Source organism: Candidatus Rhabdochlamydia oedothoracis (genome assembly GCF_019453995.1).
In the GTDB taxonomy this organism is placed as follows: domain Bacteria; phylum Chlamydiota; class Chlamydiia; order Chlamydiales; family Rhabdochlamydiaceae; genus Rhabdochlamydia; species Rhabdochlamydia oedothoracis.
Window position 1 is genome coordinate 415255 of record NZ_CP075587.1, and the last position, 25488, is coordinate 440742.

Here is a 25488-nt window from a genome sequence, read left to right on the forward strand (position 1 = left end):
GTGATGGAGTGGACTAATTCTAAAACTTTTTGGTTTTTTTTGCCAACTTTTGATAAAGTCTTTTCAAGTTTGATAGGCAGGCGATGAAAGAATCTCTATTGTGATTTTTAACAATCAAACACAAGGAGAGACCTTGCCTAAAGGCTACCATCACCTAACCTATGACCAAAGATGTCAGATTTATATTTTACAAGCTAGAGGAGATACATCTAGCTCAATAGCAAACATTCTAAAAGTTCATCATAGCACTATTAGTAGGGAACTTAAGAGAAATAAAGGGCAACGAGGATACCGTCATCAGCAAGCTCAAGAAAAAGCATTTCTTAGAAAAAATTCTCAGCCCAATAAAAAAATGACTCCTCCTCTCAACGACCCAACGTTGCTTTTCAAGGTAGCAAATGCCTTTTATCTTATATCCCTTGGTGTTTCTTTTCCGAGCTATCAGAGGAACAACCTCATGGGAAAGAACATCGATACGTGTTTGCTCTGAGTCATAACCTTTATCTGCTTCAAGTATGGGTACTTTTCCCTGATTCCATGCTTTTTTAATGAAGGGAATGACTTTCCTAAGCAGAGGGATCACTTGTTTTTTCTCATCCCCGGATGCTGATGTAAAAGTGATTGCAAGAGGCTTTCCTGATTTTTCTACCAGTAAATGCGATGTCACGCCTTTACCTTTGTAGCCATAATCAACTTGCTCTCCTCCTCCGCGTCCGCTGGAAAAAAAAACCATCTACAGAGAGTCTCTGGGCATCAATACACCCCAGCTGTTCGGCAAGCTTAAGCAGCTCTTCTAAAAATTGATCTAAAAATCCAGCAGATTGCATTCTTCCAAGCCATGCGTGTGCTGTTGAGGGATGAGAAAACTCCTTGTTTCTAGGTGCATCTTTCCAAGGAGCTCCTGTCCGAAGCACCCAGAAAATAGTATTCACTACAGGTCTCCATGGCGCTAATTTTCTTCCATAATGGTTACGATTTACCCATTTTTCCATTTGAGGTTCGAGTATTTTAAACTGTTCTTCATTTAATCCTTGCTTGCTCATGTCATCTGTCTTTAGTTAAAAAATAAAAAGATCTGGTATCATAGCGAAAATTTATATTCAATTCAAGATAGGTTCATTTACATTTAATACTTATATTAAATTTTCTTATAATTGGCCCTTTCAACCTTGAAGTGCACAAAAAAGAACATATAAATACTTGAAAAAACATCTATTGTGCACCCGAGCATAGCATGTTTGTAGATAATCTCGTAAACACTTCTAGTGGAGTTTCGAAGTTGAGAGCCTTTCTAGGTCTGTTATTTAGTAAAGTTTCCACCCTTTCTATATCCTTGGAAGTCGTATCTAAAAAGCTTTGTGTTTTAGGAAAATATTGCCTAACTAGTCCGTTTGTATGCTCATTTAAGCCTCTTTCCCAAGAATGGTAGGGCGTTGCAAAGTAGAAGTCTGTCTCTAGCTCGAAACTAACCATTTGGTGATAGGCAAATTCTTTTCCGTTGTCTGCTGTTAATGTGTGTACAAAATCTTTGATAGGTTTAAGTTGTTCAATTAACGCTTGACTTACTTCCTCTGCAGTTTTATGAGAAACTTTGGCGAGCTTAGTTAGCTTGGAAGTTCTTTCTACCATTGATACAATTACGCCTTTATGTCCTGCCCCTATGACTGTATCTAGTTCCCAGTCTCCTAAACGAGTCTTTTTTTCTACAATACAAGGCCGTTGCTTAATATCTATACGACCAGGCATGTTCCCTCTTCCAGAAGCTCCCTTTCTCTGCTTGTTATATTTTTTCCCTCGATGACGGAGCTCTCTATAAAGCTGTCCTCCCTGTCGTTTATCTTTCCAGATATGATTATAGATGGTCTCATGACTAACATGTTCTTTACCATGTCTTTTAAGCCATCCGGATATTTGTATAGGGCTCCATTGCAACTTGATTTTTTCTTCAATACGGGTAACTATTTGAGGAGTCATTTTTTTATTGGGCTGAGAATTTTTTCTAAGAAATGCTTTTTCTTGAGCTTGCTGATGACGGTATCCTCGTTGCCCTTTATTTCTCTTAAGTTCCCTACTAATAGTGCTATGATGAACTTTTAGAATGTTTGCTATTGAGCTAGATGTATCTCCTCTAGCTTTTAAAATATAAATCTGACATCTTTGGTCATAGGTTAGGTGATGGTAGCCTTTAGGCAAGGTCTCTCCTTGTGTTTGATTGTTAAAAATCACAATAGAGATTCTTTCATCGCCTGCCTATTCTTTTTTTAATTCTTCTGTGCACTTCAAACTTGAAAAGACTATTGTTGACTTTTTCTATTTATATTATTTAATATTTTTATAATTTTTTAAAAAATTGATCTTCGTTTTTTTAATTAATTATTTTAAATAATTCACCAAGGAATAATCATGACTACTTCTATTTCAAATACTAATCAAGAAACATGCGTAATATGCCAAGAAGATTATCAGGAGGAGAAAATATTTGATGTTACTAAGGTTGTTGAATTAGCATGTCATCATTTCTATCATATTGGTTGTATAGCACAATCTTTAAGACATCAAGAAAATGGACAAAGAGATCTAACTTGTTGTTATTGTACTCAAAAAGTTGCTTTATCAACTCGATCTGTACATGCTTTTGCTAATCAGGAAGTATTCCAGGAAAGGCTTGAAGAAATTAGAGAGGAATATAATTACGATGATGAAGTGATAGAGGCTGTTTCTGCTGTTGCTGACTTAAACACTTCTCTTAATGCTCTATCTATTTCATTCCCGCTGAACTCCGATGATGCTATAGCAAATCAGGAGAATGCAAAAAAACTAACTAATGCTATCTTTGATTTAGTTATAAAAAATGAGATGATTAAAGAAGATTTAAAAGTAACTGTATTACGAATTTTATCTGCTATGGTATTAGGAACTCGAGCTTTAAGATCTGTATATGATGAAGCAAGGAGCTGGAAAAGCATACCTTTTGAACATTGGCCCCGTAAGATTAAGGAAGAAGGTGTTTTAGTTCGATACGAAGATGAAGATATTAGAATACGTATTTCAGCAAATCAGCTTAAAAAAGTAGTAGATAAGATTTTTGTGGATGCTTTAGTTAGCCACTATCGCAAAAAAGCTGAGAATTTTTTGCAATCTGCCCGCTCTTGGGCTCCATGGATTTTGGGTGGAGCTGCAGTAACTGTATTAGCAGCAAAAAAGCTCTAGACAGACTTATAAGGCTTAATGCTCATTGCTATCTGTTTTTGCTAATCTAGAAAAAACAGGTAGCTTGTTAAGAGTTAATGCAAATCCTCCATTTCCCAATATACTAGTTTGATTTCAAATTAAGAATTGCATAACTAGGTTTTTTTGAAAAAACTGCTCTATCTTGCAAGAAGATGTTATCTTTTGTATAAAAATTTTTATATATTAAGCCTACATTCCTACCCCCTAGCGTATATTTTTGGAATCAGCTTTGTGCTATATATAGTGGTTCCGATTCAATCGTATAGAAAAATATTTTGTTTTGTGTTAAGCTATTGAGTATGAAAAAACTGATCCCTAGCCAGAGAGCTGACTTAGAACACAAGTTAAAGCATCCAAAAGACTATTCTGAACGGAATAGGCTTTGTGTAATTTTGGGCTATGATGAGGGTATCTCAACAAAAAATCTTGCTAAAACACTCCGGATAAGCCCTATCACTGTTCAGAAATACCTCAGAGAATATGATTCCGAAAATAAAACTGGAAGTAGCCCTCGAGGCGGTAGCAAATCAAAACTTTCACAAGACCAAAAAGAGTCTCTACTAAAACACCTACATGAAAAGACCTATCTTAAAGTCAAAGGGATCATAGCTTATGTGCATGAGCAATATGGGATAAAATATTCCCGAAGTGGCATGACAGATTGGCTCATACAGCACGGATTTGTTTATAAACGTCCTAAAAAGATTCCTGGGAAATTAGCTCCTGAAAAACAACGAATTTTCATAGAACAATATAGGGCTTTAAAGGAGACCTTAAACCCTGATGAAGAGATCTATTTCATAGATGCTGTGCATCCTGAACATCAGTCCCAAGCCGTATGTGGATGGATCAAAAAAGGCGTTCAAAAGACTTTGCAGACATCCGGGAAACAATTGCGATTGCATTTTGCTGGAGCTCTTTGCCTGACAGGAATGAAGATTTTTACAGAGGAATATAAGACAGTTGATGCCGATGCAATGCTCGATTTTTTCAAGAAGCTAGAAAAACAGACAGAGGCTCGAATTATTCATGTAATTTTGGATAATGCAAGATCAAACAAAAATAAGAAACTAGAAGAGTTTCTGATGTCTTCTAGGATTAAAGTGCACTATCTCCCTCCTTATTCGCCGAATTTGAATCCTATTGAACGCTTGTGGAAGATCTTAAAGGAAAAGAAGGTATACAATCGATATTACGAAACGTCGGTGACTTTTTTTCAGGCAATTAGAGGATTCTTCTTAGAAGAGATACCGAAAATAACAGATATTTTGAAATGTAGGATAAACGACAAGTTTCAAGTCGTTGACTTAAATCCCATTAAGCTAGCCGTTTGAATCGGCACTAGTATATAGTGGTTCCGATTCAATCGTATAGAAAAATATTTTGTTTTGTGTTAAGCTATTGAGTATGAAAAAACTGATCCCTAGCCAGAGAGCTGACTTAGAACACAAGTTAAAGCATCCAAAAGACTATTCTGAACGGAATAGGCTTTGTGTAATTTTGGGCTATGATGAGGGTATCTCAACAAAAAATCTTGCTAAAACACTCCGGATAAGCCCTATCACTGTTCAGAAATACCTCAGAGAATATGATTCCGAAAATAAAACTGGAAGTAGCCCTCGAGGCGGTAGCAAATCAAAACTTTCACAAGACCAAAAAGAGTCTCTACTAAAACACCTACATGAAAAGACCTATCTTAAAGTCAAAGGGATCATAGCTTATGTGCATGAGCAATATGGGATAAAATATTCCCGAAGTGGCATGACAGATTGGCTCATACAGCACGGATTTGTTTATAAACGTCCTAAAAAGATTCCTGGGAAATTAGCTCCTGAAAAACAACGAATTTTCATAGAACAATATAGGGCTTTAAAGGAGACCTTAAACCCTGATGAAGAGATCTATTTCATAGATGCTGTGCATCCTGAACATCAGTCCCAAGCCGTATGTGGATGGATCAAAAAAGGCGTTCAAAAGACTTTGCAGACATCCGGGAAACAATTGCGATTGCATTTTGCTGGAGCTCTTTGCCTGACAGGAATGAAGATTTTTACAGAGGAATATAAGACAGTTGATGCCGATGCAATGCTCGATTTTTTCAAGAAGCTAGAAAAACAGACAGAGGCTCGAATTATTCATGTAATTTTGGATAATGCAAGATCAAACAAAAATAAGAAACTAGAAGAGTTTCTGATGTCTTCTAGGATTAAAGTGCACTATCTCCCTCCTTATTCGCCGAATTTGAATCCTATTGAACGCTTGTGGAAGATCTTAAAGGAAAAGAAGGTATACAATCGATATTACGAAACGTCGGTGACTTTTTTTCAGGCAATTAGAGGATTCTTCTTAGAAGAGATACCGAAAATAACAGATATTTTGAAATGTAGGATAAACGACAAGTTTCAAGTCGTTGACTTAAATCCCATTAAGCTAGCCGTTTGAATCGGCACTAGTATATTCAAACTCTTAATTTGAATGTGAACGAGTATACATCCCATAATTGCACACAAAAAAGGGGTTGCTCCTTAAACGGATTAGGTTAAACTCTCCAATATAAACGAGATTTTTTCAAATCTCAAAACTGCTCGTTAGAAATATCGGCTTGGAGATCTTAATAAAGAATTAAGAAAATTTATATTCCCCTTTGTGTGCAATTAGAGAACGCTCCTCAAGGAGCGTTTGAAAGCAATTTATCTATGATTGAAGATAAAATTTTAATCCAGTCTGCTAAGTAACTCTTATCTTGTGTTTTTTGATAATCTATATGCAATTCTTGTAAAAGCTCCATAAAAGGAAAAGGGACCCACTTCTCACCCACATGTTCTTGGAGATAATAACCTAAAGAATGGTCTTCATTGGCGGGAAAGTGATTAATTATTTGAATAAGGTCTGCTATTTTTTTTAAAAAATCAGAGCCTTTTGATAGGGAAAGAGAGATAGGGTTGCAATCTTTGATGATTTTATGCCATAATAGCGAAAGTTTTTGTATGAACTCTAATTGATGACTAAGATCTTCTATAGAAAGTGAAATAAAGAGTTGTTTTAATTCTAAGAGATCTTGCTTTAAAGCTGCGGTGGATATCTTGTTTTTAAAAGAGAAGTGCATGGTAAACTTTTTAAAAAAGCAAACAAGTATGGAAGCTGGATTAGGATATATTAAATCTGTGGGGAATTGACTAAACGAATTATTTGACTTTTTGTTTTGCTCAACGCGATTCACAATGATTTTTTTATAGGGTTCTGAATTACTGGGTGGAATACTCATAACAAACCTTTAAAGAAAAGCATATACTAAGCTTTTTCTTTTAATGAGGAATATAAAAAAATAAATCAAGAAAAGAAGTCTAGAAAAAATATTAATTCATTTTCTTAAGACGCTTTTTGTTTTATAAACTTTAATAGGAGAAAGTTGTATATGAGCGTACTTAACATTCTAAGACCAGCTCCTTATGCTCCTGAAATTCAAGATCCCAATGAAGTTAAAGAACGTTATAAGTATTGGCGTTTTCGTATTTTTTATGGAATGTACATAGGTTATATATTTTACTATTTTACCCGTAAAAGTCTTACATTTGCTATGCCTGCTATGATGCAACAATTAGGCTTGCAAATTAGCGATTTGGGTATTTTAACTAGTGTTTTGTCTATTACCTATGGGATTAGTAAGTTCTTGAGCGGGGTTCTTGCTGATCGCTCCAATCCTAGATTTTTTATGGCCATCGGTTTGATTTTAACCGGTGTATTTAATGTGTTATTTGGTCTTTCCTCATGCGTGTGGCTATTTGCTCTGCTTTGGGGGTGCAATGGTTGGTTTCAAGGTTGGGGTTGGCCTCCTTGTGCCCGCTTGCTCACACACTGGTATTCCCAAAAAGAGAGGGGAACTTGGTGGGGCTTGTGGAATACTTCACATAGCGTAGGAGGAGCTATTATTCCTCTTATTGCTGCCTTTTGTGCACAAAAGTGGGGCTGGCGCTATGCAATGTATGTACCCGGCCTTACCTGTATTGGAATCGGTTTATTTTTAATTAATCGTTTAAGAGATACTCCTCAGTCTTTAGGATTACCAGCTATTGAAAAGTATAAAAATGATTATCCATCTGCAAAACATCAAGAAGAAAGGGAATTCTCTTCTAAGGAAATTTTACTTAAATATGTGCTGAACAATAAATATATTTGGGTGCTTGCCATTTCTTATTTTTTTGTTTATGTAATTCGCCAAGCTGTCAATGATTTTGGCGCGCTTTTTCTGATGAAAGCAAAAGGCTACTCCATGCTTAGCGCAAGCGGTAGTGTGTTTTGGTTTGAAGCTGGGGGAATTTTTGGTAGTTTATTTGCTGGTTGGGCTTCTGATAAAGTTTTTCAAGGGCGTCGTGGACCCATCAATGTATTATTTAGCTTAGCGGTGGTTCTAGCGATTGTAGGCTTGTATTGGGTTCCTCATGGTATGCTCTTTTTGGATTATGGATTGATGTTTACCATTGGATTTTTAATTTTTGGTCCGCAAATGTTAATTGGAATGTCCGCTGCTGAATTATCTCATAAAAAAGCTGCAGGGACTGCAACAGGATTTGCTGGTTGGTGGGCATATTTAGGAGCAGCTGCAGCAGGTTATCCAATTACCAAAGTAGTTGAAATTTGGGGCTGGCAGGGCTTTTTTGTTGTATTAGGTTCTTGTGGTGTAATTGCTGGTATTTTGCTAGCTCCTTTATGGGGCATGAAAAGCACTCCCCGTCCAGCTGTACAAGCTACTGAAAAATAGCCCTAAAAGGAGTTTAAGCCAACTTGTGTTGGCTTACAAAATTTTAAGATGAATTGGAATTCTCTTCATACGCATTCTCAATACTCTATTTTAAATGCAACAGCTTCTATAGAAAGTTTAGTAGCAAAAGCTGCTGAACATAAAATGACGGCCTTAGCTTTGACCGATCAAAACAATATGTATGGTACTGTTGAGTTCTTTAAAGCATGCATAAAAGAAAATATCAAACCCATTATTGGCTGTGAGCTTTATGTAGCTCCTGAGTCTCGTTTTGATAAAAAACGGTATCCAGGCTTGCCTCACGGTTTCCCTATTATCTTATTAGCTAAAGATAGCCAAGGATATCAAAACCTTTGCAAATTGAGTTCTCTAGCTCATCTAGAAGGGTTTTACTATACTCCTAGAATAGATCGAGATCTGTTGGCAGAATGTGCTAAGGGCCTGATTTGTCTCTCAGGTCCTTTCAATGGGATTTTAGGCCATTATATTATACAAAAAGATGAAGAGAAAACCCGCCAGGAAATTGCTTGGTTTCAGCAAATATTTGGTTCCGACTATTATTTTGAATTGCAACGTCATCAAATGCAGGAGGAAGACATTCGCTCTGATGGTTTTGAAAAAGAGGGTTGGCTTCATCAATTATATTTGGATAGCATAAATAAACAAAATACAGTCAATCAGAAATTGATCGCTCTTTCTTCTGAAATGCAGATTCCTTTGGTTGCTACCAATAATATTCATTATATTCATCGCAATGATTGGAATGCACATGAGATCTTAATGAATGTGCAATCAGGGGAACCTTGTGAAATCTGGGAAAAAGATTCATTTGGTAGCCTTAAGCAACGAGTGAAAAATCCAAAGAGACAAGTAAACTACACACATGAGTTGTATTTTAAAAGTTCCGATCTTATGTGTTCTCTTTTCGCTGATATCCCTTCTGCTATAGAAGAGACGTACAAAATCGCTGATAAATGCAATTTCTCTTTTGATTTTAAAGCTAAATATTACCCTGTTTTTACCCCTCCTCAATTAGAAGACTCTTCTTATACAGAGGAGATAAGACAAGAGGGCGTAGCGGCATTTTTGCGTCAATTGTGTGAGGAAGGGATTGTAAAAAGATATACGAATTCAAGTCTAGCCAAGGTTTCTGAAAAATATCCAGGACGTGATCCCCTAGAGGTTGTTAAAGAGCGTTTAGAATATGAATTAAATATTATTCTATCTAAAGGGATGGCTGATTATCTTTTAATTGTTTGGGACTTTATTTCTTGGGCAAAGAAAAAATATATTCCAGTAGGTCCAGGAAGAGGTTCTGGAGCAGGATCGATTATTTTGTATTTGATTGAAGTTACCGATATCGAACCTCTAAGATTTGATTTGTTCTTTGAAAGATTTATAAATCCAGAGCGAGTTTCTTATCCTGATATTGATGTAGATATTTGCATGGATAGACGATCTGAGGTAATCGACTACACAGTTGGTAAATACGGTAAGGACAAAGTAGCACAAATCATCACTTTTGGCACAATGAAAGCTAAAATGGCTATTAAAGACGTTGGAAGGGTTTTAAGTGTTCCTCTTGCTAGAGTCAATGAGATTGCTAAGTTAATTCCTGAAGATCTAAATATGACTCTAAGCAAGGCTTTAGAAATAGACCCTGAGCTTCGCAGGATTTATCAAGAAGATAAAGAAATCAAACAACTCATCGATATTGCTAAAACCCTAGAAGGGTCTGTGCGTAACACAGGGGTACATGCTGCTGGAATCATTATTAGCGCAGACCCTCTTATGCAAAGAATTCCCTTATGTAGTGCTAAGGATTCTGATATGGCAATTACGCAATTTTCCATGAAGCCAGTTGAGCAAGTAGGTATGCTTAAAATCGATTTTCTTGGGTTAAAGACCTTGACCTCTATTCAACACGCTGTCGATGCAATTAAGCAAAAAGAACAAAAAGAAATTGATTGGGTTAACTTAAATTTAGAGAATGAAAAAACTTTTGCATTGCTCAATCAAGGCAAGACGACGGGAATATTTCAATTAGAATCAGCGGGCATGCAAGATTTAGCACGCCAATTACATATCGATAAATTTGAAGAGATTATAGCAGTGGGCGCGTTATATCGCCCAGGACCTATGGAGATGATTCCCTCTTTTATTAATCGTAAACACGGCAAAGAGAGCATAGAAATAGATCATCTTTGGATGGAAGATATTCTTTCTGAAACCTACGGGATCATGGTTTATCAAGAGCAGGTTATGCAAATTGCAAGTCGTCTTGCTGGATACTCTTTAGGAGAAGGAGATGTCTTAAGGCGTGCAATGGGAAAAAAAGATAAAGAGGAGATGTTTAACCAACGGGAAAAATTTCGTTTAGGAGCAATCAAAAACAACTTAAGCGAGGAGATTGCTATGCGGGTTTTTGATAAAATTGAAAAATTTGCCTCTTATGGTTTTAACAAATCTCATGCAGCTGCCTATGGTTATTTAAGTTATGTAACAGCATATCTCAAAGCAAATTATCCTGGTGAATGGATGGCAGCTCTTATGACATCTGATTGCGATGATCTTTCTAAAGTGACTAAGCACATACGAGAATCACAAAAGATGGACATTGCTATTTTGCCACCCGATATTAATGAATCGGGTAAGCAATTTTTAGCTACGAAAAAAGGGATTCGCTTTGCCATGGGAGCTATTAAGGGGGTAGGAGAAGGAGTTGTCGATGTTATTTTAAAAGAGAGATTAAAAGGTAATTACAAATCTTTATTCGATTTTATTCAGCGTATTGATACAAGTAAGGTGGGCAAAAAGGTAATGGAGAGTTTAGTTGAAGCTGGTTGCTTTGATTTTACGAAATTCAGTAGAGCTGCCTTGCTAGCCAGTGTTGATCCTATGTTTAATGCTGCTTCCAAAGGACAAAAAGAAGCGGCAAAAGGCATTATGAGTCTTTTTGATCTTCTGGATGATTCTTCTCTTGAGCGCACACAAGTGCCTCAAGAAGTCCAAGAACTGCCACGACAAGCTATTCTGCGAAGAGAATACGAACTTTTAGGTGTTTATCTACATGAACATCCTTTAGATGAATATCGTACTTTATTAAAAAAACTTTCCTGTGTTTCTTTAGTTGAATTGGCAGATTTTAAAGACGGCCCTTGTCGAATTACCTGCATTATAGAAGGGGTTGCTATTAAGGTTTCTGCCAAAAATCAACGTAAATTTGCCATTCTTAAAATTAGTGATAATGAAGAGCGTTTTGAATTGCCCATTTGGTCAGATCTTTATGAGCAAAAAGCTTCTCTTATGGTAGAAAATCAGTTATTATATGCAATTGTTCACAAAGAAACCACAGAAGGGCAAATTCGTTTGCAGTGTCGCTGGCTAGATGATTTAACACGTGTAGATGAAGCAATGATTCAAGCCTGTGATCTAGCTTATACTCAGGCAAAGCAATTTAAACCTGTAAAATTTCGAGAAAAAAATAAGAATTCTGCTGTAGAAAAGAAACAAAAAATCATGAGAAAATTAAAAATTTTTATTGAATCCAATCGAGCTCATTTAAGCCATATCCTGTTGCTTAAAACCGCTTTTCGCTCGCATTCCGGTCAGAGCCCCGTTGAAATTTTATTTACAAAAGAGAGCAAACATCTAGGGGTGTTGTTAATAGAGCAAAATTGGGGCGTAGAACAATGCTTGGATTTAGAAAATAAAATTCGCTCTATCAGCAGTATTGATCAAATGCACTGGGAATAAAGCAATTGCTTTGTAACCTTATCATAGATTAAGGTTTAGATCTAAAATTTCAAAATTTATGGAATATTCATGAAAAAAATATATTACCTGTTTTTTCCTATTTTTTTATTATCATCATTACACGCTCGAGAAAACCCTCGTTTTGAGCAGCATCAAAGAGAAGCCTCTTCCGTTCAGGAGTGTTATAGTTTAGTTTTGGAAAGTTATCAAAATAAAAAATGGAATAAAGTCATAGAACAAGCTTTCCTACTTCTTGAAGAGTATCCTACAACGGTCTTTGCACAAGATGTGCTTTTTTATTTAGCTGTTAGCTATTTTGAATTAGAAGAATATGAAAAAGCTAATCATTATTTTTCTAGTTATTTAAAGAAACAAATGACTCCTAAATTCTTTGAAGAAGCTTTTATGTATAAGTTTAAAATAGCAGAAAAATATCGCACAGGCACAAAAAAAACTATACTCGGATTAAAGTGGATACCAGCAAGACAAGAAGCTTTAGATATTTATGAAGAGCTAATCTCTACTCTTCCTAATCATGAACTTACAGCCCAATCTCTATTTGCGAAAGCAGAGTTGCTCTTTAGAGGAAAAGATTATAAAGAAAGTATTGAAACTTATCAAAATTTAATACAGCAGTTCCCTAAGCATTTTTTAGCTATTAGAAGTTATGTAGAAATTGGACGCGTCTATCTTATCCAATCTCAAAAAGAATATGCAAATCAAGATTTTTTAGAACTAGCTACCATTAATCTGCATAGAATCTCTGCTAGCTTTCCAAGTGATGAAGCTGTTCATGAGATAGAGGATATGCTTTTGGATATGCAAGAGGTATATGCTAAAGATCTTTATGAGATTGCTCTTTTCTATCATCGTAAAAACCAGCCCACTGCTGCCTATTTGTACTATAAGCGTATTTTAACAACTTATCCAGCCACTGTTATAGCAAAAAAAGCAGAAAAAAAGATGGCTGAGTTACATCTAAATGCACAAGAAGAGAACCATGCATAAACTCTATTTCCTTTTAGTTTTGTGCTTAGGATGTAGATATCAATTTGAAATAGGTTCTGACGATCAGATCTTAGTCTGTGTTCCTTATATTAAAGGAGATATACAAGGTCAGTTAAATCAGGCTCTTATACGCGAGATCTGTACCTGCGATGGGTTTAATTATTGTTATGACTCTTCTTATTTATTACATATCACCATTATTTCTGATAAAGATGAGCCTATTGGATACCGATATGATCGAAATCTTGCCACTCAAACTTTAAGAAAAAATATTGTTAGCGTAGAGAACCGTAGGTTGATTACAGCAGAAGTGCAACTTATTGATAAAGAGACAAAGTGTGTAATAATAGGCCCTTTCCGAGTAAAAGCAAATGCTGATTTTGATTGCATTAATTCCGATTCTCTTAGAGATGTAGCAGTGGTCCTTCCTTTTCAAAGCCCACAACGGATGATTGATTTTTCCCTGGGACAACTCGATTCTGTAGAAGGAGCTCATGATGATAGTGCTCCAGTGGTGTATCAAGCATTGGCCAGAAAAATTGTAGAAGGATTGCTTGCTCAAAAATGGCAAATTAAGGAGCTGTAATATTTTGTAGGGAATTCAAGGTTTCTTGCATGGTTTTAGGTAGAGCAAAACATGCTTTATGCATACTTGGATGATAATAAGAAGTATGTATAGGGGTTTGAGAACGAAACGTTGATTAAGTATATAGTAGTGCTAATTCAAACGGCTAACTTAATGGGATTTAAGTCAACGACTTGAAACTTGTCGTTAATCCTATATTTTTCTATGCGATTGAATCGGAACTACTATATCTAGCGTAAGATTGCGTTATTCTGTATCAGAGGCAAATCCTATTTTTTTGTTAGATCAATAACAAAGGAATCGATTTCAACAAGTGTTACGGAGCAAATATTAGGGTGTTTAAGCACTTCTCGCGCAACTCCTCCATCTCCACCCCCAATAATGAGAACGTCTTGTACATTTCCATGAGCAAATAAAGGCACATGGGTAATCATTTCATGGTAAATAAATTCATCTTTAGTAGTAAATTGTATTGATCTATCAAGAGCTATTACTTTTCCAAACTCCTTATTTTCAAAGATCAAGACATCTTGATAAGAGGATTTTCCTTCCCATAAAATAGTTTCAATTTTAAAACTTTGAAAATAAGTTGGATACAAAGTGTCATGAAACCATTATTTGGTCATTGAGAATACCCCGCATTTGTTCGTTCAGTGAAATGTATTTAGGTTGAAAAATCTTCTTTAGAATAGGAAGGCTTAAGAATGGTTGGCTATTACCACACATTAGATCTCTTGCATAACCAATAAGCAATCTAAAATTTTAAAGTATTTTAATCCATGAGATATGATTGTTTAAGCGATATAGCTGGAAATGCTTTTGTTAAGATAGGAATCTATAAATGAAAGCTTTAAAATAAGGGGTTATGCAAGAAATCTATTAATAGATCAATAGCTGCATATTTTTTTTCAGGCCAAGAATGAATACTCTTATGGGATTCTGCTAAAAGAGCAATACCGCTAATGCCGCCGCTTGGTTCAAACCGATGTAGATGTAAAAGAGTCGCTTCACAAGCAGTAATACACTCATGTAGGGCATTTTTCATAATTTCGAGGTTATCTTAGATGATCTGCTTCCCAAAAATCTATAATCAGGCGCATCCCTGCATAACGCATACCGTTTTTTTCAATAAAGTGATCTTTATTTGATGAAGATGATTCCTGAAAAGATGACATTCATAAATCCTTATAGGTTAAAATAAGCTAAAAAGTAGATTTTCTTTTTAAAAAAAAATTTATCAACTCTATTTTTTAAATAGGTCTTTTTTGACAAGGAATAGTCAAATATTTGGAATTAGCTACAAATAAAAGGCTTAAATTCAAAAAATAGCTAAAATAAGAGGTGGGTTAGCACCTCTTATTTTTAAGATTTTTTGCCAATTGAAGAGATAACAGCTTCTGTATCTTGTACTTCTGTTAAGAAATGTTGTAGAATTTTTAAAATATATTTAGGTGTATTATACACCCCAGATGTAGTATATACTATTTCTAAATGTGGTTTATTGTGAGGTAAAAGAGCTATAAATGTTGTTGTAGTGGGTATTTCATTTACAATTTGTGGAACAATCCAAATGGCAAATTGCTCGTTAAATAACGTTACTTTATCAGGGGTCTCGATAATGTGGAAATATTGATCAAGCTCTGCATCTTCATATGTATAATCTAAATCACTGTGATTGAGCAACCCAAGGCTATTTAATAGCTTGAGATCCACATGAGTAATTCCATCAGGGAGCCACTTAGGCAAATTTTTAATAAATTCCTCATAGGCTTCTTCTAGCGATAGCGGGTCAATCATACCTTCTCCTTACCGTCAACTTAGCTTAGCTTTAAAACTAGCCTTGTGTCAAGTTTTTATTTTATATTTATTTAGTTGTATTATCTCATGTTAGAACTTCTATTTATGAGGGTGTCATAAAATCCTCATCTTGCGTAGTTAGCTACTTTTTTTAAAGAGATTGCGAAGATTTTTTTGTGACTTGTTTGAATTTAGCAATAGAAAATGCTTTATAAATATTAGTAAAACTAATTGACTTTCAATTAGATCAAGCTAAAATTTAAGAGATCGTTTAAAGTAAAAAGAGAGAAATAATATTTTTATATGATGCGATTTATATTTCTTTTTATATTAATCAGCCGATTAGCTAATACTGCTCTGCAAGTTGATATTTCCGCAAAAGCTGCTGTTTTAATGAATGCAGAAACAGGAGCTATTCTTTACGAAAAAAATGCTGATTTGCCTTTATATCCGGCTAGTATCACCAAAGTTATTACAGCCTTATACGCTTTAGAAAAACGGGGCGATCGATTAGATCAAATGGTTGAGATTTCAAAAGAAGCGGTTAGTAGTGTTTCTCCTCAAGCGAGAAGAGATAAATTAGGAGCTCATCCACCCTATCGTCTTGAATTTGGTGGATCGCTTATGGGATTAAAAGCAGCAGAGCTGGTTTCTGCTAAAGATCTATTCTATGGACTGATGCTTTCTTCGGGGAATGATGCGGCAAACGCACTAGCTGAATGGGTATCTGGAAACATACCGCAGTTTATGGAAGAATTAAATGAATATGTAAAATCTCTGGGATGTAAGCAAACAACTTTAACCACTCCTCATGGATTAACTCATACTCATCATAAAACAACTGCTTATGATATGTGTTTATTGACAAAAAAAGCTCTAGAGCAATTATTTTTTTGTGAGGTGGTTAAAACTATAAATTATTTAAAGCCAGCTAGTAATAAACAACCACAAGCAGAATTACTCCAACATAACTCTTTACTAAAGCCTGGTAAGTTTTATTACCCTAAGGCAATAGGGGTAAAGACAGGATACACTGCAAGCTCAGGGTATACTATAGTAGCAGCAGCAGCAGATCAAAATAGAAAAATGATAGTAGTGCTTATGGGTTGCGATAAGTTAGAACAGAGATATAGAGATACCATTGCTCTTTTTGAAGCAGGATTTAATGAACCAAAAATCAAAAGGACTCTCTTTTCTAAAAATTTTGATGTATTTAGCACCATACAAAAGAAGAGTAAAAGCCCGATTAAAGCCATTTTACACGAAGATGTAGTGATCCATTATTACGCTTCAGAGGAACCATTGATAAAACCGGAATTGGAATGGAAGCCTATTGCTTTTCCTATTCAACCAGGACAGCGATTAGCAACACTGTCTTTATATGATCAAAACAGTCAAGTTTTAGATGTCTATCCTTTATATGCAATGGAAAAAGTAAACTCTACTTTTTATTATCAAATTTTAGACAAATGTCTAAGTTGGAGCACCAACTTAAAGAGGTCAATGTCTTTACTTATGTTGGGATTAGGAATAGCGGTATTATTTTTTAGTTTTGTTTGGGTAAACAGACGCGCTTAAGTTGTGTAAATAAAGAAATAAATTCTTGTAAATTAAGTTCTTCTGGTCTTGCAGTTATAGGAAGGTGCATGGTTTGAAGAACCTGTTCAACGAACTTACTGGAAGCTAGGGGTTTTAAAGACGAGCGTAACATTTTTCTTTTCTGTTGAAAAGCACTACGAGTTAGAAAAAAAAATGCGTCTATATCATCTTTTAGAGCAGGTGGATTTAACCTGCAATGCACAACAGCAGATCTGACTTTTGGTTTAGGGAAGAAACAACTTGGATTAATGGTAAAAAGGAGTTTTGCTTGACAAAAAAAACTTACAAGTAAAGAGAGATGACTATAATGAGGAGTTTTTGAGGAAGCAATCATTCGATCAGCGTATTCTTTTTGTACCATAAAGGTTAAAGCATCAATCTTATCATAATGGGGAAGTAGTGTTAGTAAAATAGGGGTAGTAATGTGATAAGGAAGGTTTGCAACCACTTTGATTTTATTTTTTTTAGAGTCTAAAAATTTTTCTAAATCAAATAATAAAAAGTCTTCTTTTTCTATTGTTAAATTTCCTAAATCTTGCAAACGATGTAATTGCTCTGCAAATACAGAATCTTTTTCAATAGCTGTAACAATAGCCCCTTTTGTTAATAATGCTTCTGTTAGAGCGCCAGGTCCTGGTCCAATTTCTAAGACCACATCACCTGCTTGTATTTGAGCTGCATCTATAATTTTGCGTACGATATTGCCGTCAATGAGAAAATTTTGAGAGAGCGCTTTTTTAGCGTGAATATGAAAGAAGCGCAAAAACTCTTTAAGCACAGAGGGTTTATAAATGCTCATTGATAAGAAAAAGGTTTAAAGTCGGAATTTATATTCAGATCTTGCTCTGAAAAACCGTAACGAACTTTTAATTTTTTCATATAGTTTAATAAATGTAGAGCAATAGATTCCTGAATCAACCCATCTTTAATTTTTTCCGCTAATTTAGGAAACTCTGGTTTATTTATCATATCTTTTTCTTTGAGATAGAAAATACGATGTACAATAGATTGATCTTTATTCACTTGAGAAATAGGGGCGCTAAAATCTCCAGGATTTAATGTTTCTATTACCATCTTATGAGTTTGAGAAATCGATTGATCATCGCTTATGATTTCAGGGGTAAATAAAACAGTAGTGTCGGGGTTTTCTGATTGCAGATCTTTAGAAATATCTTGAAGATCTCTTTTCTCCTTTAGAAGCTCAAAAGCTAACTGTGCTAGTGCCTGAGAGATATTTTCATTCTCAGAATGAATAGTTAGCACTTGATAGCGCCATTTTTGAGATGCAGGATTCTTTTCGCAGTATGCTATATATTTTTCTTTGATGTCATTAGGTCTTACATGCAATGCCTCAGAATATACCTTGAAATACAACGTTTTTTCTGCAATCAGATCCTCAGAGACCATTTTACGTGCTTCTTCATAACTTAATTTTAAGCGATCTAAAGAGATCATTACATTTGGGCCGTATTTGCGTAGTAATTCCTCTCTTACTTCCGCATCAGTTGCTTTAACTCCTATTCGTTCTGCATCTAATAAAATTAATTCTTGGTCGAGCATTTTTTGTAGAGTATCTTTCCATTGTGCATTATAAAATTGATAGCGAGCTAATTTAGAATGTGCGAATTGGGGATAATGGCTATCAAAGATCATATCCATTTTTTTAACTACGTCGAGTACAGAATAAGTCTTGTTGTTAAATTTGGTTAAAATCCGATTATGAATGGTTATTTGTCCCGTTTCTTCAGAGATGATGGGATATTCCGAAAATTCTGCAGTATAGCATGTAGAAGAGAACGATCCTAAAAGGGGTAAAAGGAAGTAGATCAGTGATTTCATCATTTTTTATCCTTAATAAAGAGTCTGGTTTTTATAAGTATATTCTAAAGTTAGCTTATTTTACAAAGACTTGCCCATAGAATCCATCAGGATCCTTTGAGTCCAAAGGCAAAGTGCTAAAAGAAGAAGAAATAGTGTTTAATAAAAAAGTTTTTTTAAAATATTGAGTTTGTTCTTGGTTTTCTAATCGTAATACGCTACAGGTCATGTATACGATATGACCTCCTGGTTTGACAAAACGCAAAGCCTGCTTAAAGATCAGTCTTTGTTCTTCTAGTGTCTTCTGAAACATCTTTGAAGTGAAGCGCCATTTCATATCGGGATTTCTCCGCATTGTACCAGTCCCACTGCAAGGAGCATCAACTAATACCCAGTCAAATTTTTCATATAGAGATTTTTTTTGAGAAGAATCAGGAAGCAACAATTGAGCATTTTGTACGCCGGCTCTTTTTAAACGTTTTTTAGCTTCGATTAGGGTGTGCTTTCTAATATCATGTAAAAACAGCTGTCCTTTTCCTTGCATTTTAGGAGCGATCGCTAAAGATTTTCCGCCGCTTCCTGCACAAAAGTCGAGCACTAACTGCCCTGGTTCAACCGCAACTAGATCTGCAAGACGCTGGCTTGCTTCATCTTGCACCTCAAAATGACCCATTTTGAATTCGGGAAGAGTAAAAAAATTGACTCTTTTGGGTAAAATAATCGCTGTGTGAAACGAGCCACAAGTTGCAGCGAATTCCTTTTCCCATGTTTTTAATAGATTTTTTCGAGAAGTTTTTAACAGGTTAACTCTTACCGTTATAGGGGCTATAGAATTACTAGCTCGACAAAAAAAACGAGCTTTTTCTTCGCCTAAACTCTCTACAATCAAAGAAAAGAGTTCTTTGGGGAAACTTAAGCGTATATGTAAGGGAATCTGTGTATTATCAAAAAAATGATCCGGTTTTATTTGAATAAGTTTTTGGTATCTAGCTTCCCATGAAATAGGCTTATTACATAAATAATCCAACAGACCTTTCCACCTTACCATAGAATAAATATTTTCACATAAGACCTTCCGATCTTTAGAACCTATGGCTTTATGAAAACGAAAATATTCCTTTAGGAAACGATCTAAGGGAAGCATTTGGTTTTCATACTCAGAGAGAATAGCAAGTAGATGATGTTCTCGAAAGATTTTCTTTGTCATTTTTAAATTAAACTAGTTTTTTTGCTAGTATACATGCCATAATTGCACACAAAGAAGGGGTTGCTCCTTAAACGGAGTAGGTTAAACTCTCCAATATAAACGAGATTTTTTCAAATCTCAAAACCGCTCATTAAAGAGCAAAAAAAATGAGGAGCAACCTATGAAGCATTATATTGGATTAGATGTATCAATGAAAAGAACTTTTATCTGTGTATTAAATGAACAAGGTAAGATTGTCCATGAAGGTTCAGAAAAAACAGATCCTGATTTACTAGCAGATTATTTTTCCAAAAGAGATTTTCAAGAAATCGTTGTTGGCTTTGAAAGTGGATGTTTATCTCATTACCTAGTCACAGGATTTAGAAAAAGAGCTATAGATCCCCTATGTATGGATGCAAGGAAGCTGAGTACGATTCTTGCTTTGAAAATAAATAAGACAGACAAAAATGATGCACGAGGAATCGCAGAAGCCCTTCGATCAGGTATGTATACACGAGTACACTGTAAGCCCCAAGATTCAGTAGAAAAAAGCATTTTGTTAGTTTCCAGAAGAGCGCTAATTAAACAGCAAACGCAGTTAAAAAATACTGTAAGGGGCTTGCTTAAAAGTTACGGAATACGATTGGGATCTGTGGGATCCAAAAGATTTTCGTCTGTGGTTGTAAAGCAGATAGAAAAACAGGAAAAAAGTATTGTTCTGAGCATAACCTCTCTATTAAATACCTTTGATAAGGTAGTTGAGGAAGTAGAAAAACTGGATAAAGAAATGCTTAAGCTGGTCAGTCAAGATAAAGAAGTACAACGGCTTATGACAATCCCTGGCGTAGGACCTGTAACAGCATTAACCTATAAAACAGAAATTTTTGATCCCACTCGTTTTAACGATTCTAAATCAGTAGGAGCCTATCTTGGTATGACGCCTAAACAGTATGCCTCCGGAGAGGTGCAAAGACAGGGAAGAATTTCAAAATGTGGATCCAGTGAACTTAGATCTCTATTAGTTGAAGCCGGAATAGTAATGCTGACACGAAGTAAGAAATGGAGCAAGCTAAAAGCTTGGGGATTAAAAATCATGAGAAAAAAAGGAATGAAGAAAGCCGCCTTAGCAGTAGGTAGAAAGTTATCCGTAATTATGCATAAGATGCTGATTGAACAAAAAGAATTTATTTACGGTGAGCCAAAGGCAGCTTAAAAACGCATTTTTTTAGAAATAAAAACATTAGGAAAAGTGACTAAAATTTTTTGCAGGAGAAAACCGAAGAAATAGGTAAAGACGACAAATGAGTTGGCTCTTAGAAGCCGTAATATACATTGTCTTGCCCATTTCATTTCGGATAGCATAATGGAGCGAAGAATCTAAAATAGTTTTCTTCAAAAAGACTCCGCAGAGAACCCTGGACTTATCTCCCGCATTAAACTTTGCTGTCCTAAGATCTTAAAAAACGCCTTTTATTTTGCAAGCAAAATATCGGCTCGGAGAGCTTATGAAGAATTAAGAGAATTTATATTCCCCTTGTGTGCAATTAGAGAACTCGTTTATCTTTAAATTAAGATTTAACTAAGTAAAATTTCCTAGATAAAAGAGGCTGCAGTTCTTCCCGATATTTAGGAATGTTTTCAAAAAAGGCATAAATTGCCGTCTTGAAATCTAAGAATTTTTCATAATATCGATTATTGCGAACTTTTTTATTCATGAATCGCCAAAGGCGTTCAATCAGATTGAGATCGGGAGAATAAGGAGGTAAGAATTTGATTTCTACTCTGGATGTTTTTGGGTAATTTGCAACGGTTTTTGACCTATATTAGGCAGCATTATCGCATATAACCACGATTCTTTGTGCAAAAGGATACTTTTCTTCCCATTTTTTAAACAAATCAAGAGCAGATTGCGCATTGATAGAGTTGGAAGAAAGAGTTGTAAATTCTAAGCGCTTTACATCTAAAGCTCCATTGATATTGATACGTTTACGTCCTGTGTTCGTTAGCAATATAGCTTTAGATCCTTTTTCATACCATCCATAAGAGGGTTTCGAATTGTGTTGAGGATGAACCCCATCTAGAGAAAGCAGTTGATCTGTTTGAGCGAATTCTTTTTCCAATTCTTGTGAAAAAAGCTTTTTTGCTTCCTCATGCACTTTTCCAGGGATCAGCTTAGGCTTTTTATAGGTGAAGTTTAAGCGGTGCAGTAAAGAAACCATAGCTGATGGCGTATAACATATTCCAAAGCGGTCTTTGGCAAAATTAATGACTTGTTTAGCCGAATGGGGTGCTTCTTCTTTTACATAGATTTTTAGTTGCTCAAGCTGATTTTGACTGAGCCAGCAAGCTTTCCATGTATAGTTCAAATTTAGTAAGGCTTCTTTTCCGTCTTCTGAATAGATTTTATAATAACGTCTTATCGTATCGTCCTCGAGGAGTAAAGCATGTGCTACTTGTGGGTATGTCCACCCTTCATCTAACAATAAAATAGATTTGACTCTATCGCATAGCCTTTTATCCCGTTCATGGCGGTGACGGGCTTTAAGGATATCTTTTTGGTTTCTTGTGATAAAGTTCGCTTTTAGTTGCATATGAACAAAATTTATATCTCAATTCATTAGAAACTTTCAATAAGTTTAGCGCTTATAATGTCTTTTTTTTAATGGGTTTTAGTATATAGTAGTTCCGATTCAATCGTATAGAAAAATATAGGATTAATGACAAGTTTCAATTCGTTGACTTGAACCCCATTAAGCTAGCCGTTTGAATTGGCACTACTATATAAGCCATTTTAGATTAAATTTCTTGTGAAAACTAGTTGACTTTGCTCAGAGTTGTAATTATTTTTATAAAAAAAGAATGATAAGGGTATTTATGTTTCGATCCACGATTATATTTTTAGGCCGGGTTTGTATTAGTTTAATTTTTATAGCAACTGCTTTTCAAAAATTACTTGATTGGCAAGGAGCAGAGCAGCAGTTTATAACTGCTATACATAATTTAAGTGTGATAGGTGGGCAAAAGGAGTGGGTAAAACAAGGATTAGAAATGATTCTTTGTAGGTCATCGCTTGCCTTCTTTATGCAAACAATTATAGAGTTCCTAGGAGGTGTATGTATTTTTTTAGGGCTCTTTGTTCGCTTTGCAGCTTTTATTTTAGTTTTGATGGTCTTAGGGACAATACTGGTCTTTTATCCATTTTGGCTTGCATCAGGTATTGAGCGAGCATCGCAAATGACCTTGTTTTTACAACATTTAAGTATACTAGGAGGGCTTTTATTGTTGATGGGGTATAATCGAAGAAAAAAAGAAGTAATTATTCGTCATGATCCTATTATTCCGCCAAAAATAGATGATGTTTAGAGAATTTTACTTTTGTAAAATCCGCTTGAAGAAAATGATACCCTTTGGGTAGCTTTTTAGTAATAAAATAACTTTTTTGCTCATTTAGCAAATTAGAATTTAAAAATAATTTTTGAGGTATCTGTTGTCTTTCCCCTGTAAGCTATTAAGGAGTTCTGTTCTAACTATGCCGATTGTTGAAAGAAAACAACGCACTCTTCGAAAAAGTGTATCTATTTCAGGAATAGGGGTCTTTACCGGACAAGAAACCACTCTGACTTTTCATCCTTCTCTTGCAGACCAGGGGATTGTATTTCAGCGCACGGATCTGCTGAATGCGCCTAAGATTATCGCTTCGTTAGATTCTGTATACAGTACTCCTAGATGTACCATAATTGGTAACAAAAAGGCATCTATACAAATGGTTGAACATTTACTCGCTTCTTTGCGTGCTCACGAAATTGATAATGTATTCATTCAAGTCTCCGGTCCAGAAGTTCCTATATTGGATGGTAGTTCTAAAGATTTTTCTCAATTGATTGAAGAAACAGGTATAATAGAGTTAAGTGAAGAAAAAAAAATATTTTCTTTGCAATCACCTATATTCTGGTCCAATGAACAGGTTCAGATTATTGCAATTCCAGCTAATGAGTATCGGTTGAGTTATACTCTGCACTATCCTCATTGTTTAGGAATTGGTACGCAGTTTCATACGTTTGTTTTAAGCCAAGAGGAATTTGTTAAAGAAATTGCTTCTTGTCGCACTTTTTCTATTTATGAAGAAGTAGTTCCTATGATGGAAAAGGGGTTTATTAAAAGAGGCGGTTTAGAGAATGCAATTCTCGTAAAGGAAAATAAAGTGATTAATCCAGAAGGACTGCGTTATCCAAATGAAATGGCTCGTCATAAAATCTTAGATCTAATAGGGGATCTTTCTCTTATACCTATTTCCTTTTTAGCACATATTATCGCTATTCGTTCTGGACATACTTCTAATAATTTTTTTGCTAAATTGCTATATAATCAAATTAAAATGGAGAACTTTTGATGAGTGAAGCCCTTTCAGAGCAAAATATCGTTTTGAATATTAAGGAAATTGCCAAAATTTTGCCCCATCGTTATCCTTTCTTGCTCGTTGATAAAATCATTCACTTAAGCCTTGATGAGAATCGGATCGTTGGACAAAAAAGTGTTACGTTTAACGAACATTTCTTTCAAGGTCATTTCCCTGATGCTCCCATTATGCCCGGCGTTCTTGTATTGGAAGCTTTGGCTCAAACAGGAGGGATTTTAATTTACAAAAAAGGATTTCATGCAAAAACAGCTGTATTATTGAATATTCAAGATGCAAAGTTTCGCAAACCTGTTGTCCCAGGCGATATGTTAAGGCTAGAAGTATCCATGCTACACTTAAGTGGAAGTGGGGGGAAAATTTCAGCATGCGCAATAGTAAATGAGAAAGTAGTAACAGAAGCTAAAATTGGATTTGCGTTACTTGATAAAGATCAGCTTTAGCCTTAAATAATAAACATTAAAATTGGAAGTTCATGTCTCAGTCAAATATTCATCCTGCTGCTATCATCGAGCCCGGTGCAAAGATTGGTAGGAATGTTACAATTGAAGCGTATGCGATTATTAAAAAAAATGTTACGCTTGAAGATCATGTTGTTATTAAGTCTCATGCTTATATTGATGGTTATACCACAATTGGAAAAGGAACAATTGTATGGCCATCTGCAAGTATTGGCACAAAAACTCAAGACTTAAAATTTAAAGGGGAAAAAACTTTTGTTGTCATTGGAAAATATTGTGAAATCCGAGAGTTTACCACAATTAATTCCTCATGTAAAGAAGGCTCTGTAGTAAGTGTAGGAGACGGCTGCTTAATTATGGCGTATTGCCATATTGCTCATAATTGTCAAATTGGCAATCAAGTGATTATGGCAAATAATGCCATGTTAGCTGGTCATGTAATTGTGGAAGATCATGCAATTATTGGAGGAATGACTCCTGTTCATCAATTTGCACGCATAGGAAAGTATGCAATGGTAGGAGGATTTAGTCGGATTACACATGATGTTCCTCCTTATACCATTGGAGCAGGAACTCCTTATAAGCTAGGTGGATTGAATCTAGTTGGTTTAAGGCGCCATGGGTTTTCTCTAGAAGATCGTAAGGCTTTATCAAGGGCTTTTAAAATTACCTACCGAGCTAAATTACGTCTTTCTAAAGCATTAGAGCGGATTCATAGAGAAATTGAACCAACTATCCACATTCAGCACTGGATCAGTTTTTGTCGCAGCTCTCAGAGAGGATTAATTGGATTTCAAAAATCGGTTCAACAGTTAGTCGAAGAAGACTTCGATGAACTAGAAGAGTTAATTGAAGAGAGAGTATAGCTCTTCA

At 35.3% G+C, this 25488-nt stretch carries 24 protein-coding genes and 3 pseudogenes; 14 read left to right on the forward strand and 13 right to left on the reverse strand.

The annotated features are described in order from the left end of the window. The first annotated feature begins 100 nt into the window (after nucleotides 1-100). Nucleotides 101-490 (forward strand): helix-turn-helix domain-containing protein, encoded by a 390-nt coding sequence (locus tag RHABOEDO_RS11675; protein WP_245397542.1) that lies wholly within the window; start codon nucleotides 101-103, stop codon nucleotides 488-490. Here the strand turns inward: RHABOEDO_RS11675 and RHABOEDO_RS11680 are convergent. From RHABOEDO_RS11680 to RHABOEDO_RS02180, 3 genes and pseudogenes are all read right to left on the reverse strand, one after another. Further along, nucleotides 446-733, reverse strand: a pseudogene (locus tag RHABOEDO_RS11680) (transposase); the annotation flags it as partial. The gene RHABOEDO_RS11675 and the pseudogene RHABOEDO_RS11680 sit on opposite strands and share 45 nt — an antisense overlap. Beyond that, the gene (locus tag RHABOEDO_RS02175) at nucleotides 690-1043 is read right to left on the reverse strand and encodes a transposase (RefSeq protein ID WP_215217041.1); all 354 of its coding nucleotides are present in this window, start codon (nucleotides 1041-1043) and stop codon (nucleotides 690-692) included. The gene RHABOEDO_RS02175 and the pseudogene RHABOEDO_RS11680, both read right to left, overlap by 44 nt. Nucleotides 1044-1212: 169 nt before the next feature. Continuing rightward, the gene (locus tag RHABOEDO_RS02180; protein WP_215216525.1) at nucleotides 1213-2226 is read right to left on the reverse strand and encodes an IS30 family transposase; all 1014 of its coding nucleotides are present in this window, start codon (nucleotides 2224-2226) and stop codon (nucleotides 1213-1215) included. Between the two features lie 177 nt (nucleotides 2227-2403). On the opposite strand from RHABOEDO_RS02180, the gene RHABOEDO_RS02185 reads away from it, so the two are divergent. The 3 genes from RHABOEDO_RS02185 (at nucleotide 2404) to RHABOEDO_RS02195 (ending at nucleotide 5673) form a co-directional block, all read left to right on the forward strand. Further along, the gene (locus RHABOEDO_RS02185; RefSeq protein ID WP_220017717.1) at nucleotides 2404-3210 is read left to right on the forward strand and encodes an RING finger protein; all 807 of its coding nucleotides are present in this window, start codon (nucleotides 2404-2406) and stop codon (nucleotides 3208-3210) included. A gap of 320 nt (nucleotides 3211-3530) precedes the next feature. Further along, nucleotides 3531-4565 (forward strand): IS630 family transposase, encoded by a 1035-nt coding sequence (locus tag RHABOEDO_RS02190; protein WP_220017632.1) that lies wholly within the window; start codon nucleotides 3531-3533, stop codon nucleotides 4563-4565. Between the two features lie 73 nt (nucleotides 4566-4638). Then, nucleotides 4639-5673 (forward strand): IS630 family transposase, encoded by a 1035-nt coding sequence (locus RHABOEDO_RS02195; RefSeq protein ID WP_220017632.1) that lies wholly within the window; start codon nucleotides 4639-4641, stop codon nucleotides 5671-5673. A 226-nt stretch (nucleotides 5674-5899) separates the two neighbouring features. Here the strand turns inward: RHABOEDO_RS02195 and RHABOEDO_RS02200 are convergent, their stop codons facing one another. Next, entirely contained in the window at nucleotides 5900-6337 is a 438-nt protein-coding gene (locus tag RHABOEDO_RS02200; RefSeq protein ID WP_220017718.1) for a hypothetical protein, read from the reverse strand. A gap of 309 nt (nucleotides 6338-6646) precedes the next feature. Between RHABOEDO_RS02200 and uhpC the strand changes: the two genes are divergently transcribed. The 4 genes from uhpC (at nucleotide 6647) to RHABOEDO_RS02220 (ending at nucleotide 13340) form a co-directional block, all read left to right on the forward strand. Beyond that, complete coding sequence (gene uhpC / locus RHABOEDO_RS02205; protein WP_215217335.1) at nucleotides 6647-7990, forward strand: MFS transporter family glucose-6-phosphate receptor UhpC; 1344 nt, start codon at nucleotides 6647-6649, stop codon at nucleotides 7988-7990. Between the two features lie 48 nt (nucleotides 7991-8038). Then, complete coding sequence (gene dnaE, locus RHABOEDO_RS02210; RefSeq protein ID WP_215217334.1) at nucleotides 8039-11746, forward strand: DNA polymerase III subunit alpha; 3708 nt, start codon at nucleotides 8039-8041, stop codon at nucleotides 11744-11746. Between the two features lie 69 nt (nucleotides 11747-11815). Beyond that, on the forward strand, nucleotides 11816-12754 hold the full coding sequence (locus tag RHABOEDO_RS02215; RefSeq protein WP_215217333.1) for a tetratricopeptide repeat protein: 939 nt from the start codon (nucleotides 11816-11818) through the stop codon (nucleotides 12752-12754). Continuing rightward, nucleotides 12747-13340 carry a hypothetical protein gene (locus tag RHABOEDO_RS02220; RefSeq protein ID WP_215217332.1) on the forward strand — a complete coding sequence of 198 codons (594 nt, stop codon included), beginning with the start codon at nucleotides 12747-12749 and terminating at the stop codon, nucleotides 13338-13340. The genes RHABOEDO_RS02215 and RHABOEDO_RS02220 overlap by 8 nt, the downstream gene beginning before the upstream one ends. A 269-nt stretch (nucleotides 13341-13609) precedes the next feature. Here RHABOEDO_RS02220 and RHABOEDO_RS02225 read toward each other — a convergent pair whose 3' ends face one another. The 4 genes and pseudogenes from RHABOEDO_RS02225 to RHABOEDO_RS02235 form a co-directional block, all read right to left on the reverse strand. After that, on the reverse strand, nucleotides 13610-13831 hold the full coding sequence (locus tag RHABOEDO_RS02225; RefSeq protein ID WP_320412790.1) for a spermine/spermidine synthase domain-containing protein: 222 nt from the start codon (nucleotides 13829-13831) through the stop codon (nucleotides 13610-13612). Next, nucleotides 13814-13942: pseudogene (locus RHABOEDO_RS11220) on the reverse strand (polyamine aminopropyltransferase); the annotation flags it as partial. The pseudogene RHABOEDO_RS11220 and the gene RHABOEDO_RS02225, both read right to left, overlap by 18 nt. Nucleotides 13943-14190: 248 nt before the next feature. Beyond that, the gene (locus RHABOEDO_RS02230) at nucleotides 14191-14385 is read right to left on the reverse strand and encodes an S-adenosylmethionine decarboxylase family protein (RefSeq protein ID WP_215217473.1); all 195 of its coding nucleotides are present in this window, start codon (nucleotides 14383-14385) and stop codon (nucleotides 14191-14193) included. A 317-nt stretch (nucleotides 14386-14702) separates the two neighbouring features. Then, entirely contained in the window at nucleotides 14703-15137 is a 435-nt protein-coding gene (locus RHABOEDO_RS02235) for a hypothetical protein (RefSeq protein ID WP_215217472.1), read from the reverse strand. A 303-nt stretch (nucleotides 15138-15440) separates the two neighbouring features. Between RHABOEDO_RS02235 and RHABOEDO_RS02240 the strand changes: the two genes are divergently transcribed. Continuing rightward, the gene (locus RHABOEDO_RS02240; protein WP_215217471.1) at nucleotides 15441-16715 is read left to right on the forward strand and encodes a D-alanyl-D-alanine carboxypeptidase family protein; all 1275 of its coding nucleotides are present in this window, start codon (nucleotides 15441-15443) and stop codon (nucleotides 16713-16715) included. Here the strand turns inward: RHABOEDO_RS02240 and rsmA are convergent. Genes rsmA through RHABOEDO_RS02255 form a run of 3 tightly spaced genes read right to left on the reverse strand, consistent with a single transcriptional unit; the run spans nucleotide 16684 to nucleotide 19698 of the window. Beyond that, entirely contained in the window at nucleotides 16684-17535 is an 852-nt protein-coding gene (gene rsmA, locus RHABOEDO_RS02245) for a 16S rRNA (adenine(1518)-N(6)/adenine(1519)-N(6))-dimethyltransferase RsmA (protein ID WP_215217470.1), read from the reverse strand. The two genes, RHABOEDO_RS02240 and rsmA, sit on opposite strands and share 32 nt — an antisense overlap. Beyond that, complete coding sequence (locus tag RHABOEDO_RS02250; RefSeq protein WP_220017719.1) at nucleotides 17532-18575, reverse strand: hypothetical protein; 1044 nt, start codon at nucleotides 18573-18575, stop codon at nucleotides 17532-17534. The genes rsmA and RHABOEDO_RS02250 overlap by 4 nt, the downstream gene beginning before the upstream one ends. A gap of 55 nt (nucleotides 18576-18630) precedes the next feature. After that, a complete protein-coding gene (locus RHABOEDO_RS02255; RefSeq protein WP_245397543.1) occupies nucleotides 18631-19698 on the reverse strand; it encodes an RsmB/NOP family class I SAM-dependent RNA methyltransferase in 1068 nt (355 codons plus the stop codon). 223 nt (nucleotides 19699-19921) lie between these two features. On the opposite strand from RHABOEDO_RS02255, the gene RHABOEDO_RS02260 reads away from it, so the two are divergent. Next, nucleotides 19922-20953, forward strand: coding sequence for an IS110 family RNA-guided transposase (locus RHABOEDO_RS02260; protein WP_220017406.1), 1032 nt, complete (start codon nucleotides 19922-19924; stop codon nucleotides 20951-20953). 355 nt (nucleotides 20954-21308) lie between these two features. Here the strand turns inward: RHABOEDO_RS02260 and RHABOEDO_RS11405 are convergent. Beyond that, a pseudogene (locus RHABOEDO_RS11405) lies at nucleotides 21309-21545 on the reverse strand (transposase); the annotation flags it as partial. Nucleotides 21546-21563: 18 nt separating this feature from the next. After that, nucleotides 21564-22331: an IS630 family transposase gene (locus RHABOEDO_RS02270; RefSeq protein ID WP_215217488.1), complete on the reverse strand. Its 768-nt coding sequence runs from the start codon at nucleotides 22329-22331 to the stop codon at nucleotides 21564-21566. Nucleotides 22332-22614: 283 nt separating this feature from the next. Between RHABOEDO_RS02270 and RHABOEDO_RS02275 the strand changes: the two genes are divergently transcribed. The 4 genes from RHABOEDO_RS02275 (at nucleotide 22615) to lpxA (ending at nucleotide 25481) form a co-directional block, all read left to right on the forward strand. Next, nucleotides 22615-23103: a DoxX family protein gene (locus tag RHABOEDO_RS02275; protein ID WP_215217489.1), complete on the forward strand. Its 489-nt coding sequence runs from the start codon at nucleotides 22615-22617 to the stop codon at nucleotides 23101-23103. Between the two features lie 166 nt (nucleotides 23104-23269). Further along, entirely contained in the window at nucleotides 23270-24130 is an 861-nt protein-coding gene (gene lpxC, locus RHABOEDO_RS02280) for a UDP-3-O-acyl-N-acetylglucosamine deacetylase (RefSeq protein WP_215217490.1), read from the forward strand. Continuing rightward, nucleotides 24130-24597, forward strand: coding sequence for a 3-hydroxyacyl-ACP dehydratase FabZ (gene fabZ, locus RHABOEDO_RS02285; RefSeq protein WP_215217495.1), 468 nt, complete (start codon nucleotides 24130-24132; stop codon nucleotides 24595-24597). The genes lpxC and fabZ overlap by 1 nt, the downstream gene beginning before the upstream one ends. A 32-nt stretch (nucleotides 24598-24629) precedes the next feature. After that, nucleotides 24630-25481, forward strand: coding sequence for an acyl-ACP--UDP-N-acetylglucosamine O-acyltransferase (gene lpxA, locus RHABOEDO_RS02290; protein WP_215217491.1), 852 nt, complete (start codon nucleotides 24630-24632; stop codon nucleotides 25479-25481). The last annotated feature ends 7 nt before the right edge of the window (nucleotides 25482-25488 follow it).

What these genes read in the sequence shown, in the direction of transcription:
- RHABOEDO_RS02175 (WP_215217041.1), bottom strand. Translation starts at nt 1,043, where the DNA reads ATGAGCAAGCAAGGATTAAATGAAGAACAGTTTAAAATACTCGAACCT.
- RHABOEDO_RS02185 (WP_220017717.1), top strand. Translation starts at nt 2,404, where the DNA reads ATGACTACTTCTATTTCAAATACTAATCAAGAAACATGCGTAATATGC.
- RHABOEDO_RS02190 (WP_220017632.1), top strand. Translation starts at nt 3,531, where the DNA reads ATGAAAAAACTGATCCCTAGCCAGAGAGCTGACTTAGAACACAAGTTA.
- RHABOEDO_RS02195 (WP_220017632.1), top strand. Translation starts at nt 4,639, where the DNA reads ATGAAAAAACTGATCCCTAGCCAGAGAGCTGACTTAGAACACAAGTTA.
- RHABOEDO_RS02200 (WP_220017718.1), bottom strand. Translation starts at nt 6,337, where the DNA reads ATGCACTTCTCTTTTAAAAACAAGATATCCACCGCAGCTTTAAAGCAA.
- uhpC (WP_215217335.1), top strand. Translation starts at nt 6,647, where the DNA reads ATGAGCGTACTTAACATTCTAAGACCAGCTCCTTATGCTCCTGAAATT.
- dnaE (WP_215217334.1), top strand. Translation starts at nt 8,039, where the DNA reads ATGAATTGGAATTCTCTTCATACGCATTCTCAATACTCTATTTTAAAT.
- RHABOEDO_RS02215 (WP_215217333.1), top strand. Translation starts at nt 11,816, where the DNA reads ATGAAAAAAATATATTACCTGTTTTTTCCTATTTTTTTATTATCATCA.
- RHABOEDO_RS02220 (WP_215217332.1), top strand. Translation starts at nt 12,747, where the DNA reads ATGCATAAACTCTATTTCCTTTTAGTTTTGTGCTTAGGATGTAGATAT.
- RHABOEDO_RS02230 (WP_215217473.1), bottom strand. Translation starts at nt 14,385, where the DNA reads ATGAAAAATGCCCTACATGAGTGTATTACTGCTTGTGAAGCGACTCTT.
- RHABOEDO_RS02235 (WP_215217472.1), bottom strand. Translation starts at nt 15,137, where the DNA reads ATGATTGACCCGCTATCGCTAGAAGAAGCCTATGAGGAATTTATTAAA.
- RHABOEDO_RS02240 (WP_215217471.1), top strand. Translation starts at nt 15,441, where the DNA reads ATGATGCGATTTATATTTCTTTTTATATTAATCAGCCGATTAGCTAAT.
- rsmA (WP_215217470.1), bottom strand. Translation starts at nt 17,535, where the DNA reads ATGAGCATTTATAAACCCTCTGTGCTTAAAGAGTTTTTGCGCTTCTTT.
- RHABOEDO_RS02250 (WP_220017719.1), bottom strand. Translation starts at nt 18,575, where the DNA reads ATGAAATCACTGATCTACTTCCTTTTACCCCTTTTAGGATCGTTCTCT.
- RHABOEDO_RS02255 (WP_245397543.1), bottom strand. Translation starts at nt 19,698, where the DNA reads ATGCTTCCCTTAGATCGTTTCCTAAAGGAATATTTTCGTTTTCATAAA.
- RHABOEDO_RS02260 (WP_220017406.1), top strand. Translation starts at nt 19,922, where the DNA reads ATGAAGCATTATATTGGATTAGATGTATCAATGAAAAGAACTTTTATC.
- RHABOEDO_RS02270 (WP_215217488.1), bottom strand. Translation starts at nt 22,331, where the DNA reads ATGCAACTAAAAGCGAACTTTATCACAAGAAACCAAAAAGATATCCTT.
- RHABOEDO_RS02275 (WP_215217489.1), top strand. Translation starts at nt 22,615, where the DNA reads ATGTTTCGATCCACGATTATATTTTTAGGCCGGGTTTGTATTAGTTTA.
- lpxC (WP_215217490.1), top strand. Translation starts at nt 23,270, where the DNA reads ATGCCGATTGTTGAAAGAAAACAACGCACTCTTCGAAAAAGTGTATCT.
- fabZ (WP_215217495.1), top strand. Translation starts at nt 24,130, where the DNA reads ATGAGTGAAGCCCTTTCAGAGCAAAATATCGTTTTGAATATTAAGGAA.
- lpxA (WP_215217491.1), top strand. Translation starts at nt 24,630, where the DNA reads ATGTCTCAGTCAAATATTCATCCTGCTGCTATCATCGAGCCCGGTGCA.